Source organism: Virgibacillus sp., from assembly GCF_013393565.1.
GTDB lineage: Bacteria > Bacillota > Bacilli > Bacillales > Amphibacillaceae > Virgibacillus > Virgibacillus dokdonensis.
The window spans coordinates 15,509-29,930 of sequence record NZ_JABXHF010000055.1 but is presented as its reverse complement, the minus strand read 5'-3'; the positions used below and the strand labels follow the sequence as shown (position 1 = coordinate 29,930).

14 protein-coding genes are annotated in these 14,422 nt (G+C 38.0%); 5 read left to right on the top strand and 9 right to left on the bottom strand.

Annotation, left to right across the window (positions count from 1 at the left end; translation table 11 throughout):
• Window positions 1–553: 553 nt before the first annotated feature.
• From HLX49_RS12310 to HLX49_RS12295, 4 genes are all read right to left on the bottom strand, one after another.
• Window positions 554–829: a nucleotidyltransferase family protein gene (locus HLX49_RS12310; protein WP_101934110.1), complete on the bottom strand. Its 276-nt coding sequence runs from the start codon at window positions 827–829 to the stop codon at window positions 554–556.
• Window positions 830–1,154: 325 nt separating this feature from the next.
• Window positions 1,155–1,913, bottom strand: a complete 759-nt coding sequence (locus HLX49_RS12305; protein WP_296362208.1) for a FixH family protein — start codon at window positions 1,911–1,913, stop codon at window positions 1,155–1,157.
• Window positions 1,914–1,945: 32 nt separating this feature from the next.
• Entirely contained in the window at window positions 1,946–2,518 is a 573-nt protein-coding gene (locus HLX49_RS12300; RefSeq protein ID WP_073005605.1) for a DeoR family transcriptional regulator, read from the bottom strand.
• Between the two features lie 530 nt (window positions 2,519–3,048).
• Window positions 3,049–4,296 (bottom strand): YeeE/YedE family protein, encoded by a 1,248-nt coding sequence (locus HLX49_RS12295; RefSeq protein ID WP_296362205.1) that lies wholly within the window; start codon window positions 4,294–4,296, stop codon window positions 3,049–3,051.
• Window positions 4,297–4,647: 351 nt separating this feature from the next.
• Between HLX49_RS12295 and HLX49_RS12290 the strand changes: the two genes are divergently transcribed.
• From HLX49_RS12290 to pabB, 4 genes are all read left to right on the top strand, one after another.
• Window positions 4,648–4,785, top strand: coding sequence for a hypothetical protein (locus tag HLX49_RS12290; RefSeq protein WP_170861702.1), 138 nt, complete (start codon window positions 4,648–4,650; stop codon window positions 4,783–4,785).
• 495 nt (window positions 4,786–5,280) lie between these two features.
• A complete protein-coding gene (locus HLX49_RS12285) occupies window positions 5,281–6,330 on the top strand; it encodes a C45 family autoproteolytic acyltransferase/hydrolase (RefSeq protein ID WP_296362201.1) in 1,050 nt (349 codons plus the stop codon).
• 460 nt (window positions 6,331–6,790) lie between these two features.
• The gene (locus HLX49_RS12280; RefSeq protein WP_101934114.1) at window positions 6,791–7,393 is read left to right on the top strand and encodes an anthranilate synthase component II; all 603 of its coding nucleotides are present in this window, start codon (window positions 6,791–6,793) and stop codon (window positions 7,391–7,393) included.
• A complete protein-coding gene (gene pabB / locus HLX49_RS12275; protein WP_101934115.1) occupies window positions 7,368–9,095 on the top strand; it encodes an aminodeoxychorismate synthase component I in 1,728 nt (575 codons plus the stop codon). The genes HLX49_RS12280 and pabB overlap by 26 nt, the downstream gene beginning before the upstream one ends.
• A 60-nt stretch (window positions 9,096–9,155) precedes the next feature.
• Here pabB and HLX49_RS12270 read toward each other — a convergent pair whose 3' ends face one another.
• Window positions 9,156–9,974: a ZIP family metal transporter gene (locus HLX49_RS12270; protein ID WP_073005619.1), complete on the bottom strand. Its 819-nt coding sequence runs from the start codon at window positions 9,972–9,974 to the stop codon at window positions 9,156–9,158.
• A gap of 119 nt (window positions 9,975–10,093) precedes the next feature.
• Between HLX49_RS12270 and HLX49_RS12265 the strand changes: the two genes are divergently transcribed.
• Window positions 10,094–10,480, top strand: a complete 387-nt coding sequence (locus HLX49_RS12265) for a TIGR02328 family protein (RefSeq protein WP_101934116.1) — start codon at window positions 10,094–10,096, stop codon at window positions 10,478–10,480.
• 449 nt (window positions 10,481–10,929) lie between these two features.
• Here HLX49_RS12265 and splB read toward each other — a convergent pair whose 3' ends face one another.
• From splB to HLX49_RS12245, 4 genes are all read right to left on the bottom strand, one after another.
• The gene (gene splB / locus HLX49_RS12260; RefSeq protein ID WP_296362195.1) at window positions 10,930–11,958 is read right to left on the bottom strand and encodes a spore photoproduct lyase; all 1,029 of its coding nucleotides are present in this window, start codon (window positions 11,956–11,958) and stop codon (window positions 10,930–10,932) included.
• Window positions 11,951–12,232, bottom strand: a complete 282-nt coding sequence (locus HLX49_RS12255) for a transcriptional regulator SplA domain-containing protein (protein ID WP_269467140.1) — start codon at window positions 12,230–12,232, stop codon at window positions 11,951–11,953. Before HLX49_RS12255 ends, splB begins: the two co-directional genes overlap by 8 nt.
• A 116-nt stretch (window positions 12,233–12,348) precedes the next feature.
• On the bottom strand, window positions 12,349–13,173 hold the full coding sequence (locus tag HLX49_RS12250; protein WP_296362191.1) for a phosphoenolpyruvate hydrolase family protein: 825 nt from the start codon (window positions 13,171–13,173) through the stop codon (window positions 12,349–12,351).
• Between the two features lies 1 nt (window position 13,174).
• Window positions 13,175–14,401 (bottom strand): Tm-1-like ATP-binding domain-containing protein, encoded by a 1,227-nt coding sequence (locus HLX49_RS12245; protein ID WP_237342746.1) that lies wholly within the window; start codon window positions 14,399–14,401, stop codon window positions 13,175–13,177.
• Window positions 14,402–14,422 lie beyond the last annotated feature (21 nt).

Here is a 14,422-nt window from a genome sequence, read left to right as displayed (position 1 = left end):
CGGGCGTGATGAATTGGCGATGGAGATACCTTTAAAGAACAAAGCTATCGCCAACGCAAAAGCGAGCGTATCACGCCCGCTTCTCCACGTAAAGCCTGTATATTTTATTGTGTGCAATTCCCATTTACACAAAATAGTTTATACTCCCAAGTGCCTCTCTCTTCTATGTCTTAGCATTTACTTTTACACTGATCGATAGTTTGGCCATGTATAGTTATGGAATAATTATCCATTTGAAATAAAATCATGTATCTGTTCCTCCATCAGTATGTTTAACGTAATCTATGGTTCTCCTCCAATATAGCATATATTTTCATTTCTATTGAAGCAGGTAAATTCTGCTTACATGCATTTTGTAAGACATTTGTATGGGAAATGCCGTGTTTTCGGAAATATTTTTCCATATACTTGACTTTTTGCTCTCTTCTTGGCATTAATTGATAAAGCACGAACCAATCTTCTAGTAAGCAGAATGGAAGTACCTCCCCTAAATAGTTATGCCGCTTGACGGAATAATTGGAAAAATCATAGGTATACAAACCATTTGTATGCTCTAACTGACCATCATATCCACAGTTGCTGTTTTCACACGAAACTTATGAAAATATACGGTAGCAAATGGCTTGTGGCGCTCTACTTCTTTTTCTTTTCCCATCTTTTGTAAAACATGGACAGCCTTATCTATATGCTCTGGTTCTACAATAATGTCTATATCATTTACATGATCTACAATATCATAGTAAGCTAACAGCATAGAACCGCCAATTCCCCAGGTAATTTGAGCTTTGTCTAACTCTTTGGCTATATCTACGATTCGTTTGACATTCATGAATCCACCTCTTTTTATTTTATGCAGCAACGTAAAGATATACAAATTAGAAAACATAGCTTAGCAAACTTTCTTTAAGCGTAAGCTAACTTTTTTATACAAGTCTACATCATTACACTTTTGTAGCAAAGAAAGTAATCCCTCCAAATCATAAAGCATAAGAAGGATTACTTTCTACATTGCTTATTGTCGTTGTTACATAACATAACGCTGTTACATTTTTTATGATTACGTATTGAACCATTCCACATATAGAAATTTATTTTTATATTTTAAAGTAGTAGTGTAGACTCCAACCAACTATTTTTATAAGTGAGACGCGTCGTTATTTTTCTACTGTAATTTCATACTCTTCATGTTCATGCAAATCATCATCGTTTTCTACATGAACAATTAATTGATATTTCCCTTTGTCTGTGAATGTATAAGAACCTGTGTATTCTCCTGCTTCACCTTCTTCAGCGTCTACCCATTCTTTATCCTCTGTATTTTCCCGACCGATTTCATAACGAACAGAAGCTTCTTCTAAAGGTTTTTCATTCATTTGTAGATGTACCATTAACTCTGTTTCTTCTCCCGCTGCCACATTTTCTGGTTCCATAAAGTGTAACGCAAATCCGTCTGTTCCCTCGTGGTTGGCATGTTCTTCATCACCCTTTGTTTCTGGATTCTCCACATCACCAACTGTAATCGCTTTTTGCGGCATCGTATGCAGATCTCTAGCGGTTGTATGAGCAAACATCTCGTATACACCGTTATTATCAAAAATAACTTCTGCAGTGTAAGTGCCATCTTCATGATTGGTAGATTCGTAATTAGTACTGTCATCTTTCTTACCTTTTTCCCAAATTTCAAACACCACTTCATCTGCATCTGTTACTTTTTCTTCCCCATAAGTTACCGTTGCTTTCAACTCAACAGTGTCTCCTACTTCAGCTGATTCAGGAACTTCAAAATCCACTTTTAACTCTTTCGGCTCCTCCTCTTTAGCATCCGTACTTTTCTCAGCCTTCTCTTCTTGTCCACATGCGGTCATTAAGATTAACGCAATAATTCCAATAAACATCCAAAATCTTCTTCTCATGATACAACAAATCCCCTTTTAAATTTAAAATTTTAGTGATGCTTGCATTGTGTCGATCCTTTCATTTGTTGATGTAAGACTTCTTGTACCTCATCAAATGAATACACTTTTCCTCCAAAACCCTTTACAAATTTATCAGCATGTTCTCGGTACTCAAAAGTTAATAATTGCGGATGGCAGCAGCCCATATGTAAAGAAGTATCCGTCACATACCAAGCTAAAGAAGCACTAATGGTTGTACTCCTTAGAAAATCAGGGCAGATGGCTTGATTCACTTTATCACCAAGTTGTTGTTGGCGTAGTAAGCCACAGTGGGCACAACAAGTAACTTCGATGTTATGATTCGTCAATATTAAGCGATAAGCCATTTTTTCATTTATTGACCTTGCACAATAAACACACCTATCCTGCCTGTTTTCCTCTGTTTGCACTAAGGAAATGCCACCAAAGGTTTTTGTTACAATTCCTTCTTCTTCCAAGGATTTAACATCACGATGTATGGTCATCTCTGATACACCAAACATGTCGCTTAAATCTGCAATTTTCAAATTTTTCCTCTGCAAAATCAGCTCTTTAATACGTTCCTTCCTTTCAAGTGGTAACATAGATACCTCCCCTCATTCCACAACAAATTCTAACAATCTAAAACAAAATATATCATTTGCAATCGGATACAACAAGCCTTTTTTCGTGACATGTTTGTGAACTTGTTTGTGACAAAGTTCACATAAAATGAAATTTCGCCCACTTATTCGCTTCTAGTTGGGAATAAAATGGGCTTGTGCAAATGTTCAATTATGCTACTGTAGATCAGTTAGCTTGCGATGGAACAATGGATAGTTCTACCTATCATATAAACCTTCAAAAACAAACAGCCACTACTAAAGCTATTAGAAATTACATAAAGTCTATTTTCTTTAGCATATATGTCGCAAAGCAGACCAAGCTCTCCTGGTTCCAATTTGGGTTCGTTAAGTTCCGCTGATAATGTTCTAAAATCTAACAGCTACCGTGCTATCGATTACTAGCTGGCTTCTTCTATCACGTTCTACAAACCAAGAACTCGGGCCCCCTTTGTCCAGTTCTCATCTGTTCTAGAGTAAAAAACTGCCGCAAGAATCTCCGGCAGTTTCACTTAACAAAACGAATCTTTTGATTTTGGTACAGACAAGCCAAATAATGGGCGTAAATATAAAGCGATAAATGTTCCTCCTAGTGCTAAAATCCCCCATATATAGCCATGTAAACTAAATGAGGCAATTCCTCCAAAATAAGCGCCAATATTGCACCCAAAAGCTAAACGGGCTCCATAACCCATTAACAATCCGCCGATAACTGATGCAGCGACATTTTTCAAATTTAAACGTGTAAATTTAAATAAACCACCAGCAGCAGAAGCTATAAAAGCTCCTAAAATAACGCCAAAGTTCAGTACAGTTGTGGAATCAGCAAAAATGGAAGCTTGTAATGCTTGAGCATTATCCCCTTGCCAATAACCCCAGCTTGCTACATCCACACCTATAAGTGCAGCAATTTTAGAACCCCAAAGTGCAAAACCAGATGTTATTCCCCAAGGTGTGCCTCGCGTCATAAGTGTTAGCGCATTTAATACAGCTAATACCACCGCTGCCGCAAGTAAAGGCCATGACCCCCGCAATATACGCTTCCAGCCTTTTTCGGAAGGTACAGATGCCATTTTAGGTGATTGTTTTTTCTTCTCTACAACAATCGTGATCCATGTAATCATGCCAAACAAAATAATTGATACCAACCATGCGCCACCATATCCAAGGCCCGTAGATGTAGCTAAAGAAATAGGTGCAAAGCTCGGTAAATCTTCTGTCCAAAAAGGAAGATGTTTTGCGCCAATGGTAGACCCAATAATAAAAAATAGGAGTGTTACAAACATAACCGATCTCCCCCCACCAACAGCGTAAAGTGTCCCTGAAGCACATCCACCACCAAGTTGCATGCCTATCCCAAATACGAAAGCTCCAACTAGCAAGCTAATACCAACAGGCGAAACATAGCCGTTTACTTCTGCACCAAAAAAAGAATAACCGTAAGCAAGAATTGGGGCAAACAACGTAACTGCTACAGCAAGCATGAGCACATGAGAACGTAATGCTTCTCCATTACCTACAGACATAAAACGTCTAAACGCAGAAGTAAAACCAAAACGTGCGTGAAACAATGTATAACCTAATAACAAACCAAGTAATAACAAAATTGGCTGGGTCATTTCCTGAGTAGTAAATAAATATATTCCAAGGAGAAAAGCAACAATAATTCCGCCTGTAATGAAAGTAGTTTGTGGTTTGTTTAAATGGAACTGATCCGTACGCACAGGATCTTTCACTTCACTAACTGGTTGAACCTTCATCAAAAAACACCCTTTCCTTATAAAATTAGTCGGATTTAGTTTATAATAATACAATCTACACAAATATGTGTCAATACTTTTTAGAAAAATTTGGCTTGTCGCTAATCTTTATAGCCAAAACTATAGTTGTCCTTATACTATACACCTCTAAACTTCTAAACTTTCCTATTGTGTAAAAAATATTAGAAAAAACTTAACTTCTCAAAATCGCTGTAACTAGCCTTCCCTACAGTTTTAAATCTATCTCTTTCAAAGCAGAAAACAGCACGATTAATAATCCATAGCCCCTAAGCTATATACATAATTTATTGGCTATATGGAAAATCTACGTATAGCAAAGGAGGATGTTACATGTCTGAACAAAACAAAAACCGTAACAAAGACAAAAATAAGCAAAACAATCAAAATAAACACAATAAGTTACGTCCCGATGTTGAATTTTCCAGAGAAAATCCAATGAATCAGGAAATAAAAAAGCAAAATCGTTAAGCATTAACATTGTTGTACCTTCATTTAATGGAATAAAGCTCGTTGCAAAACGAAAATTCTTCATGAGACTTGGCTTATCGCTAAGTCTCATTTTTCATACGTTGGTTTATTGTATAAGAAAAAAGATTTCACCATAATGCTTGGAGATAAGTCAAGTTGTTTAGCATTTTCATAAGATAAAATTGGAGCACTTATAGTACACACCATAAAGTATTGTCGATAGTAAGTCTTTAAAATACATATGTTAAAAAGCAGCACTACTTTCATAAAGCATTTTATTATGCTTTTTTTTACACATCGCGTAAACTCTATATAGCTCCAAACGATTCAAACATGGAGCACCACTTATATTTCCTTTTAGAAAAATTCTATGACGGAAAAATGAATTATATTCCTATATAATGTGAATTTTGACTCAGCAGGGAGTTTGGTACATCCTCCACTGAATGTTCGTATATCATACTCAAAAGCCTCTAAATGAAAGGGAGGTTCTCCATGCAACAAGTTTATAGTGATATTAATCAATTTCGTGGAACTCATTACGACTTTGGCTATTACCAAGGAACGCTATTAAAAAATTTGCCTATTTTACCCAATCGAAAAAAGCAATGGGCCGCAAAAAAGCAACGCCATTTTATAATAGATGACAACAAAATAAAAGAACGATTATTTCAATTTGCACCTGGTATTTGGGATGAACTTCACGGTCTAAAAGATGCTCTACAAATGAATATTAATGAAGCAATTCAAGATTTTGGTGGATATTATTTGGAGTACGGTCGTAGTGGCTGCTCGATTTACACAAATTCGGATTACATGGTGCGAAATTACGATAATGCACCCTCTACCTATGAAGGTCGTTATTTACTGTATCAACCTACAGATTATGGATACGCCGCTCTCGGCCCTACAATGCAAATAACAGGACGAACAGATGGGATGAACGAGCATGGTTTAGCAATGGGGTATAACTTTATTAATCGTAAGCAGTCTGCTGACGGATTTTTATGTAATATGATTGGACGAATTATTTTGGAAACATGTAAAAATGTAGAAGAGGCTGTTGCACTTTTAAGGGAAATACCACATCGACACTCTTTTAGTTACGCCTTACTCGATAAAAATGGCATGAGTAAAGTCGTCGAAGCCTCTCCTCGAGATGTTGTGGTACACAATGCTTCTATTTGCACAAATCATTTTCAGCATTTATCTAAAGAAAACCGTTTTCGCATGGATGATTCCTTGCGACGTTACGATGCAATAGAAAGTCAGTCTACACATATCCATACCCCTTATCAAGGTTTCCAAATGTTCAATCAGTCAAATAATGGTATATTTTCGACGAAATATGGGTCTTGGGCTGGAACACTGCATACGGCGCTATATCTACCTAAAAGTAAACTTGCGTGGTTTGCGCTAGGAGGAAATAGAGAGCCTTTACTATTTGACTTTAACCGTTGGCTTCAAGGTAAAGACACAAATATGAAGCAAGTAAAAGGAGAATTGCATAGTTTGGAAGTTTTTGCAAACATGAAACTTTTTTAATGGTGCTAGAAGCACGAATCATTTTTTCTCAACATAACCAGTGGGCGATGTTTCCCTTCTGGTTACTTGAAGCCTTTTCTACCTTCTATCTATGTTATACTTATATACGTTAGAAAAACTTGGCTTGTCGCCAAGTTTTATGGCAAAAGCTAACGTTTTTCCAATAGTGGAACAAAGGGACAAATACATCTCAAAAACGTCTAAAAAATGGACATGTCCAGTAATAGTAGGAACACATAATCATTCGCTTGGAAGGAAAGGTGTCGACTCCTACTGGAAAAGCATGAGCTTGGCGTTTTTTGCGAGCGAGGAGACTCAAGCAACCCTGTGGAAAGCGCCCGCCTATAGTGAAAAACGACGGGTTCAAGTACGTATACAATTTGGATTAGGAAAACAAATAAAATTTTAGAAAAATAACGGGTGAATATAGCACCTAAATTCATATACGAGGAGTCATTTTATGATACTCATGATTGACAATTATGATTCATTTACCTTCAATTTAGTACAATATATGAGACAGCTTGATTTGGAAGTGCGTATTGAAAGAAATGATGCGATCACTGTAGAAGAAATTCAACAATTGCAGCCAGAAGCGATTGTCCTGTCTCCAGGTCCTGGAACTCCAAATTCAGCTGGAATTTGTTTAGAAATTGTAACGAAACTATACCAGCAATTTCCTATACTTGGTATATGCCTTGGTCATCAAACGATTGCCCAAGCTTTTGGCGCCACGATTGAAAAAGCAAAACAACCCATGCATGGTAAAGTGTCTCTCATTACCCACGATAATCGAAGAATGTTTCAAAATCTAAATAATCCTCTAGCAGTTACTCGGTATCATTCCCTCATTGTAAATAAAGAATCCATGCCAGACTGCTTAGAAACAAGCGCTACGACAAAAGAGGGAGAAATCATGGCGCTTCGCCATAAATTTTATCCAATAGAAGGCATACAAGCACATCCCGAGGCAATTTTATCAAAAAGTGGAATCGAATTACTACATAATTTTTTTACTGTCAAAGGAAGTTATAAGAATGGAAAATATTTACCTGCAATTTGACTTTAACGAACAGCAACCTGTTGCATTCAAAGATCCCATTACCATTATTTACACCTATGAGTTATCTGAAGTTGTCCCTTGTTTGCAGAAGGTGGAGCAATATATTCAAGCTGGATACTACGCAGGAGGGTTTCTAGCTTATGAAGCTGCGCCAGCATTTGACCCAGCTTTTCAAGTACATACAAACGGGAGCTTCCCGCTAATATGGTTCGGTATTTTTTCAGAAGCGGAGGCACCTCACAAACGACGAGTGAGTCCATTTGCCATTCAAAAATGGCAAATGGATATCAAAGAACAAGAATATAAGCAGCAAATTGAACATATTAAACAGCAGATTGAAGAAGGTCATACATATCAAGTTAATTATACCATTCCCTTAAAGAGCTATTTTACAGGTGATAGCTTTGCATATTATGAGCAATTAGCCGCTTCTCAAGCTGCAAACTACGCTGCTTATTTACAAACGGGCAATTATTCTATTTTATCGGCTTCCCCAGAGCTTTTTTTTCATTTGAAAAAGGGGGTAGTTAGTACAAAACCGATGAAAGGAACTGCAAAAAGAGGTAGCACAATCGAAGAGGATAAAGCAAATGCGGATTGGCTCTATTATTCTGAAAAGAATCGTGCGGAAAATGTGATGATTGTTGATTTATTACGTAACGATCTTAGTAGAATTGCAAAACGCGGAACCGTACGTGTACCTGAACTGTTTGCAATAGAACGCTACCCCACTGTTTTTCAAATGACATCAACTGTTACAGCAGAAGTGGAAACGAATTTAACGAGCATCTTTGAAGCATTGTTTCCTTGTGGTTCGATTACCGGGGCACCAAAAGTCAGCACCATGAATATCATTCGTAATATAGAAAAAACACCGCGCAATATTTATTGTGGCGCAATTGGCTACATAACTCCTGAACATGAGGCGATTTTCAACGTACCGATTCGAACGGTATCCATTGACAACACTAGTAATGAAGCTACTTACGGTGTAGGAGGAGGAATAACTTGGGATTCAACAGCGGAGGAAGAATATGAAGAAATGCTTGCCAAAACGCTCGTGTTAGAAAAAAAGGAAAATAGCTTTGACTTACTGGAAAGTATTCGGCTAGAAAACGGTTGTTATCCATTGCTTGCGTACCATTTAAACAGAATGGAAAAATCGGCTACCCATTTTTCTTACCCATTTGATCCATTATTTATAAAGCAGAAACTCGAACAAATCGCCCAACAATTGAATACAGGAGTGCACAAATTGCGTTTATTGTTATCAAAAACTGGGCAAATTAATTTAGATCTTCAGCCGATAAGCATGTTAAAAAAACAACTGCATGTTCGTCTTGCTACACGGGCAATAAACAAAACAAACCCTTTCTTTTATCATAAAACGACAAACCGAGAAATATACGAGGCTTTTTTAACAGAGCATCCCGATGCTGATGACGTTTTATTATGGAATGATGAGTTGCAAATCACCGAATTTACCATTGGCAATGTGGTCGTAGAAATAGATAAAAAATATTATACTCCCCCAGTAGAATGCGGGTTGCTACCAGGAACCTTCCGTCAATATGTACTTGAAACAAAAGAAGTGCAAGAAAAAATCATTACTATTACAGATTTACAACAAATATCGAATATCTGGCTTATTAACAGCGTTAGAGGCTGGGTTCCTGTTACCATTGAAAGGGGACAAATGTAAAAATAGATTTTGTAGAAGTAAAAAGCTCCAGATAGATTTGTCTATTCTGGAGTCTTTTCTTTAACCAAGCGCAACATCTAATATCATCATAACCGTAAAGCCAACCATTAAACTCATGGAGGCTAAATCACGATTGCCTTGTTCTTGCGACCCAGGAATAACCTCTTCTGCCACTACAAAGATCATTGCTCCGGCTGCAAAGCTAAGTGCATATGGTAGTAATGGCTGAATAAACGTTACAGCTAAAGCACCAACAACACCAGCTATTGGTTCAACCATTCCTGAAAATTGACCGTACATAAAGCTTTTCTTCCTAGACATCCCTTCCCTTCTCAATGGCATTGATACCGCAACACCTTCAGGGAAATTTTGAATGCCAATACCAATCGCTAAGGCTACTGCCCCTGTAATAGTCGCTGTTGGAAGGTCAGCAGCAATAGCTCCAAAAGCGACACCAACGGCTAAGCCCTCAGGAATATTGTGTAACGTGATCGCCAAAACTAACAGCGTGCTACGTTTTTTACGTCCTGGATGTATCCCTTCTGCTTCTTGGATTGGAGAAGTAGGATGCAAATGTGGTAATACCTTGTCAACACCCCATAGTGCTATTCCACCAAACATAAAACCGATAGCGGCAGGAACCCATGGCGTATCACCGTTAGCTTCCGCCATGTCTAACGCTGGAGATAATAAAGACCAAAAACTAGCTGCAATCATTACGCCGCCTGCAAAACCGAGCATGCTATCTAAAAAACGTTGGTTAAAATTTTTGGTTGTAAAAACGAGAGCCGCGCCGAGTGCTGTCATCCCCCATGTAAATAAAGTTGCAATTAATGCTTGAATTATTGGATGTAATGTAAGAAAATAATCTACGAGCATGCGCATACCCTCCAAAATATCAATTATTTACCATACTGCCATTTTATCATACATTATCCTATTGGCACATCAACAAGCTATTTACGACACTATTTATTGAAAGGAGGGGACATAACATCATGCGACTTTGGCATGAAAAGCTAATCACAAAATTACCTAGACAACAACTTTTAGGGCAACATCGAGAATGTTGTGCTTTACGAGGAAACGGTTGGGGGAAAAGTCACGCAATTGTAAATTACGTGTTTCACCACTCTCCTTATCGACTTTTTTTATATCACCAATTCATTATGGAAGAAATGAAAGCAAGAGGATATCGAGTTGATCCTTTATGGGAAAACGCATTTTACCGAGGGAAACAATGTAAGCAACATACAAAAGAAAGCCTCTATGCAGGGGAAGAAAATATTAGTAATGAGTGGCCTGTCTACCCCGAACATGATGACACATACCTACAAGAATGTGTTGTGAACTTAAAAGAAAAAGGCATTGATATTTTAGTTTAACTTTATATTATAGAAGGCTGTTCTTGCAAAAGTTGTTCCTGCTTACTATAAACCAACAATCTTTGTGAGAAAGCTCCCGTTTTTCTAAACGTAAGAACAAAGGCGCAAGCGCCCGTTTAGCAACGTAGCGAGTGGAACGAATCAACGAAAGTTTTAGGAATCATGCCCCTGCAACAGGGGTATGCCGACGGTGGGCGGCAAGCCCGTTTTTAGTCGGCCTTCCTTTTTAACACGAACCGATAATGACTTATCGTAGGGCGATGGAGTGAAGTCGCCTAGTTGCTAGGCGCTGGAGCCGGACGTGGCTAAATAACTTAGTAAGTTTATTCACAGCTGCTAAATTTTATAATTTCCTAGACCATAAGAAAAGGGGCTGCTTATACCACTTTAATGGATTAGCAGCCCCTTTTCTTATGGTGTTGCCACAAATTCTAAAGATAAACATTTTATCACGTGAAATATTCCACTTTAGCAGCTGGAAATAACTCTTGAATATACCCATGTAATGTCGTTTTTATATCAGCTTGTTCTTCATCTTTATATACATATTTTCCAATGCCGTAACGGCCCCATTTCCATTTTCGTTTTGATTCGTCTAGCTCTAACTTAGTCATTGGATAATTTTTCTCAATTACACGCTTAGCTGGCTTCGTAAAACGATGCTGAATCATTTCAAAAGTTAAATCTTTCTTCGCTTTTTCTGGCAGCATTGCTTCCAATTTTTCAAACATCTCATAGTAGCCTGTTTTCCAACCTTCATGCAAATAAATTGGTGCAACGATAAAACCTAATGGATAACCTGCCTTAGCCACCTTTGCAGCAGCTTCTATTCGCTCATGAAGCCTGGACGTACCCGGCTCAAAGTATTTAATAATGTAATCATCATTAATACTAAAGCGGAAGCGAGTTCTTCCATTGTGTTCAGCATCGAGTAAATGATCAACATGAGCAAATTTCGTAACAAATCGCAACTGTCCATGCTCTGTTTTTCCGAAGAATTCGATTGCTCGTTTTAATGTGTGGGTTAAATGATCGATACCTACAATATCCGACGTACAGGAAGCTTCAAAACGCGTAATTTCTGGGGCTCTTTCTTCCATATATGCCTCCGCAGCTTCAAATATCTCTTCTGTGTTAACATACGTACGAATATACGGTTTGCTCCCCATTGTCGTCTGTAAATAACAATAATGACAATGGCCCATGCACCCTGTAGCAAAAGGGATAGCGTATTCGGCAGAAGGTTTTGACGTATCAAATTTTAACGTTTTTCGTAACCCTACTACTAAAGTAGATTTTGCTACCCGATATTTTTGAAAATGGTTATCTCCAGGTAAATTACGAATCTGATTATGGGAAGTAGTTTGCCGAATCTCTATCCCCATATTCTCATACTTTGTAACGAGACATTGCCCTAAAGGATAATCCAATTCTTTTGGCTCCACATAAACAAGGTGCGGCACAAACGGCTTAACCATAATATCCTTCCTGATCCGCCACACCAAACGCAGAGGCATATGCAGATTCAGCTTCATCCGATGTTTTATACACAGCTACTTCCTCTGTTAAAGGATAGTACGTTTCATGGATAAATAGTGCCAACTCATTGGATTGCTCTGGGTGTTCGACTACAGCAGCTTGTTGAATGTGTGCAACATTTTGGGCATGTGGATTGCGAATAATGATGTAAACAACTTCACCTGGTTGAAAATGATTATGCACTTCCATTTTTTCACCTAGCTTTCTTAACATTTACACTCATTATGCGCAATCTTTCCCCTTTTATTACAAAAATAACAAATCAATAATAAAAATCAGGGAAGTTCTTTTACATAAACATGACTTCTCCGTAAAATTTTTGTTAAAACTTACTTACCAATTTGTTTAAATGCTTCCGCTTGTTCTTTAATCCCTTTTTCTGCTGCAAATCGTTCTATACTAGAAGCTCCAAAAAAGCCAACAATCCCATCGACTCTTTTAATCACATAAGCAGCATCCTCGGGCTCTGCGATTGGTCCACCATGACAAATCGCCATGATTTCAGGATTTACTGATCTACCTGCAGCAATTATTTTTTGAATACGCTCCACAGCATCATCTAATGTTAACGCGGTTTGAGCGCCAATGGTTCCTTTTGTTGTTAAACCCATATGTGCTACTAATATATCTGCTCCAGCTGCTGCCATTCTTTTAGCCTGGTCTTCATCAAAGACATATGGAGTAGTTAACATATCAAGCTCATGTGCTTTACCAATCATATCTACCTCTAAATCGTACCCCATTCCCGTTTCTTCCAAATTTTGACGAAAAACACCATCAATTAATCCGACAGTAGGAAAATTCTGTACTCCACTAAATCCTTGGTCTTTCAGTTGCTTTAAAAATACGTCCATGACACGAAATGGATCTGTTCCATTTACACCTGCTAAAACTGGCGTATCTTTAACAACTGGTAAAACTTCATTACCCATCTCTACGACGATTTGATTAGCATCTCCATAGGAAAGAAGCCCAGCTAGAGAACCGCGACCTGCCATGCGATAACGTCCAGAATTATAAATGATCAACATGTCAGCGCCGCCAGCTTCACTGCTCTTAGCAGTAATCCCAGTACCAGCCCCTACTCCAAGTAAAACATTACCTTCATTTATTTGTTCATGAAATCGTTGTATAATTTCTTTTCTACTTAACATGCTATTTCTCTCCTTTTCTCTTTTCAATTAATTGAATAAGTTTTTCGGCTGCTGCTTCTGCAAAAGCACGGTCATTAATTGCTTTTTCCAATTCAATTACTTGAACCTTCGTCCTGTCAACGTTTTCTTTTAGCGTTTGAAAAAGCATTTGATCTTCTTTTGGTCCATAGAATGGCTGACCCTCTACATCTAAGCCTGATAATCCTTTTAATGGTAAAATTAAAGAAGTGTTCCCTTGTGCTAAGTTTAACTTTTTAGCTATAACTTCCCCAATGCGTTTGTTTTCATCTACATTTGTGCGCATCAACGTCACTGTTGGGTTATGTTTATAAAATTTGCGCCCAGTAAATTTTTCAGGAACCGACTCATAAGGTCCAAAGTTAACCATATCGACTGCCCCAACAGAAACCACTTGTGGAATGTGATGTTTAGCCGCTGCCTCTAAACGATTCGGTCCAGCTGCTAAAACACCTCCAACTAACTCATCCGCCCATTCCGTAGTAGTAATATCTAGCACACCTTCAATAAACCCATCTTCAATCAGACTCTCCATTGTTTTACCGCCGATTCCAGTGGCATGAAAAACAAGCATTTCATAACCTTGCTTTTCCACATATGCCTTCGCATAATTAATACACGGCGTCGTTAAACCAAACATGGTAGCTGCTATAAGTGGTTTTTGTTCTATCTTTTGATTATTTTCAAATCGTAACATCCCTGCAATCGCAAACACAGCATTCGAAAATATTCTTGTAGAAATTTGATTTAAACCTGCTACATCAACGATAGATGGGTACATCATTATATCGCTTGTCCCAACATAATGGGCTACATTACCAGAAGCAACTGTAGATACCATCACTTTTGGAACGCCAATTGGTAACGCTCGCATCCCAGGAGTTACAATGGAAGTTCCACCTGATCCTCCAAAAGAGAGTACCCCTGCAAATTTTCCTGCTTTATACAGTTGAGGTAATAAGATTTCCATACCTTTAGATAATACAAGCGTAGCTTTCGCTCGATCTTCTGCAGCTACAATGGATTGTATGTCTTCCCCAGCAGCTTGAAAAATGGCTTCATTTGAAATATCTGGCTGAAATTGTGGTCTGAATACACCAGTATGAATGGTTAAGGTTTTAAAACCTAATGACTCAATTAGATGTTTTACATACAAAAATTCTTCTCCTTTTGTATCAAACGTCCCTGCTAAAGCTATCGTTTTTGTCAATGTACTCTCTCCTTTTTCGTG

Coding starts and splice junctions, on each gene's coding strand:
- HLX49_RS12310 (WP_101934110.1), bottom strand. CDS start 829: ATGAATGTCAAACGAATCGTAGATATAGCCAAAGAGTTAGACAAAGCT.
- HLX49_RS12305 (WP_296362208.1), bottom strand. CDS start 1,913: ATGAGAAGAAGATTTTGGATGTTTATTGGAATTATTGCGTTAATCTTA.
- HLX49_RS12300 (WP_073005605.1), bottom strand. CDS start 2,518: ATGTTACCACTTGAAAGGAAGGAACGTATTAAAGAGCTGATTTTGCAG.
- HLX49_RS12295 (WP_296362205.1), bottom strand. CDS start 4,296: ATGAAGGTTCAACCAGTTAGTGAAGTGAAAGATCCTGTGCGTACGGAT.
- HLX49_RS12290 (WP_170861702.1), top strand. CDS start 4,648: ATGTCTGAACAAAACAAAAACCGTAACAAAGACAAAAATAAGCAAAAC.
- HLX49_RS12285 (WP_296362201.1), top strand. CDS start 5,281: ATGCAACAAGTTTATAGTGATATTAATCAATTTCGTGGAACTCATTAC.
- HLX49_RS12280 (WP_101934114.1), top strand. CDS start 6,791: ATGATACTCATGATTGACAATTATGATTCATTTACCTTCAATTTAGTA.
- pabB (WP_101934115.1), top strand. CDS start 7,368: ATGGAAAATATTTACCTGCAATTTGACTTTAACGAACAGCAACCTGTT.
- HLX49_RS12270 (WP_073005619.1), bottom strand. CDS start 9,974: ATGCTCGTAGATTATTTTCTTACATTACATCCAATAATTCAAGCATTA.
- HLX49_RS12265 (WP_101934116.1), top strand. CDS start 10,094: ATGCGACTTTGGCATGAAAAGCTAATCACAAAATTACCTAGACAACAA.
- splB (WP_296362195.1), bottom strand. CDS start 11,958: ATGGTTAAGCCGTTTGTGCCGCACCTTGTTTATGTGGAGCCAAAAGAA.
- HLX49_RS12255 (WP_269467140.1), bottom strand. CDS start 12,232: ATGTTAAGAAAGCTAGGTGAAAAAATGGAAGTGCATAATCATTTTCAA.
- HLX49_RS12250 (WP_296362191.1), bottom strand. CDS start 13,173: ATGTTAAGTAGAAAAGAAATTATACAACGATTTCATGAACAAATAAAT.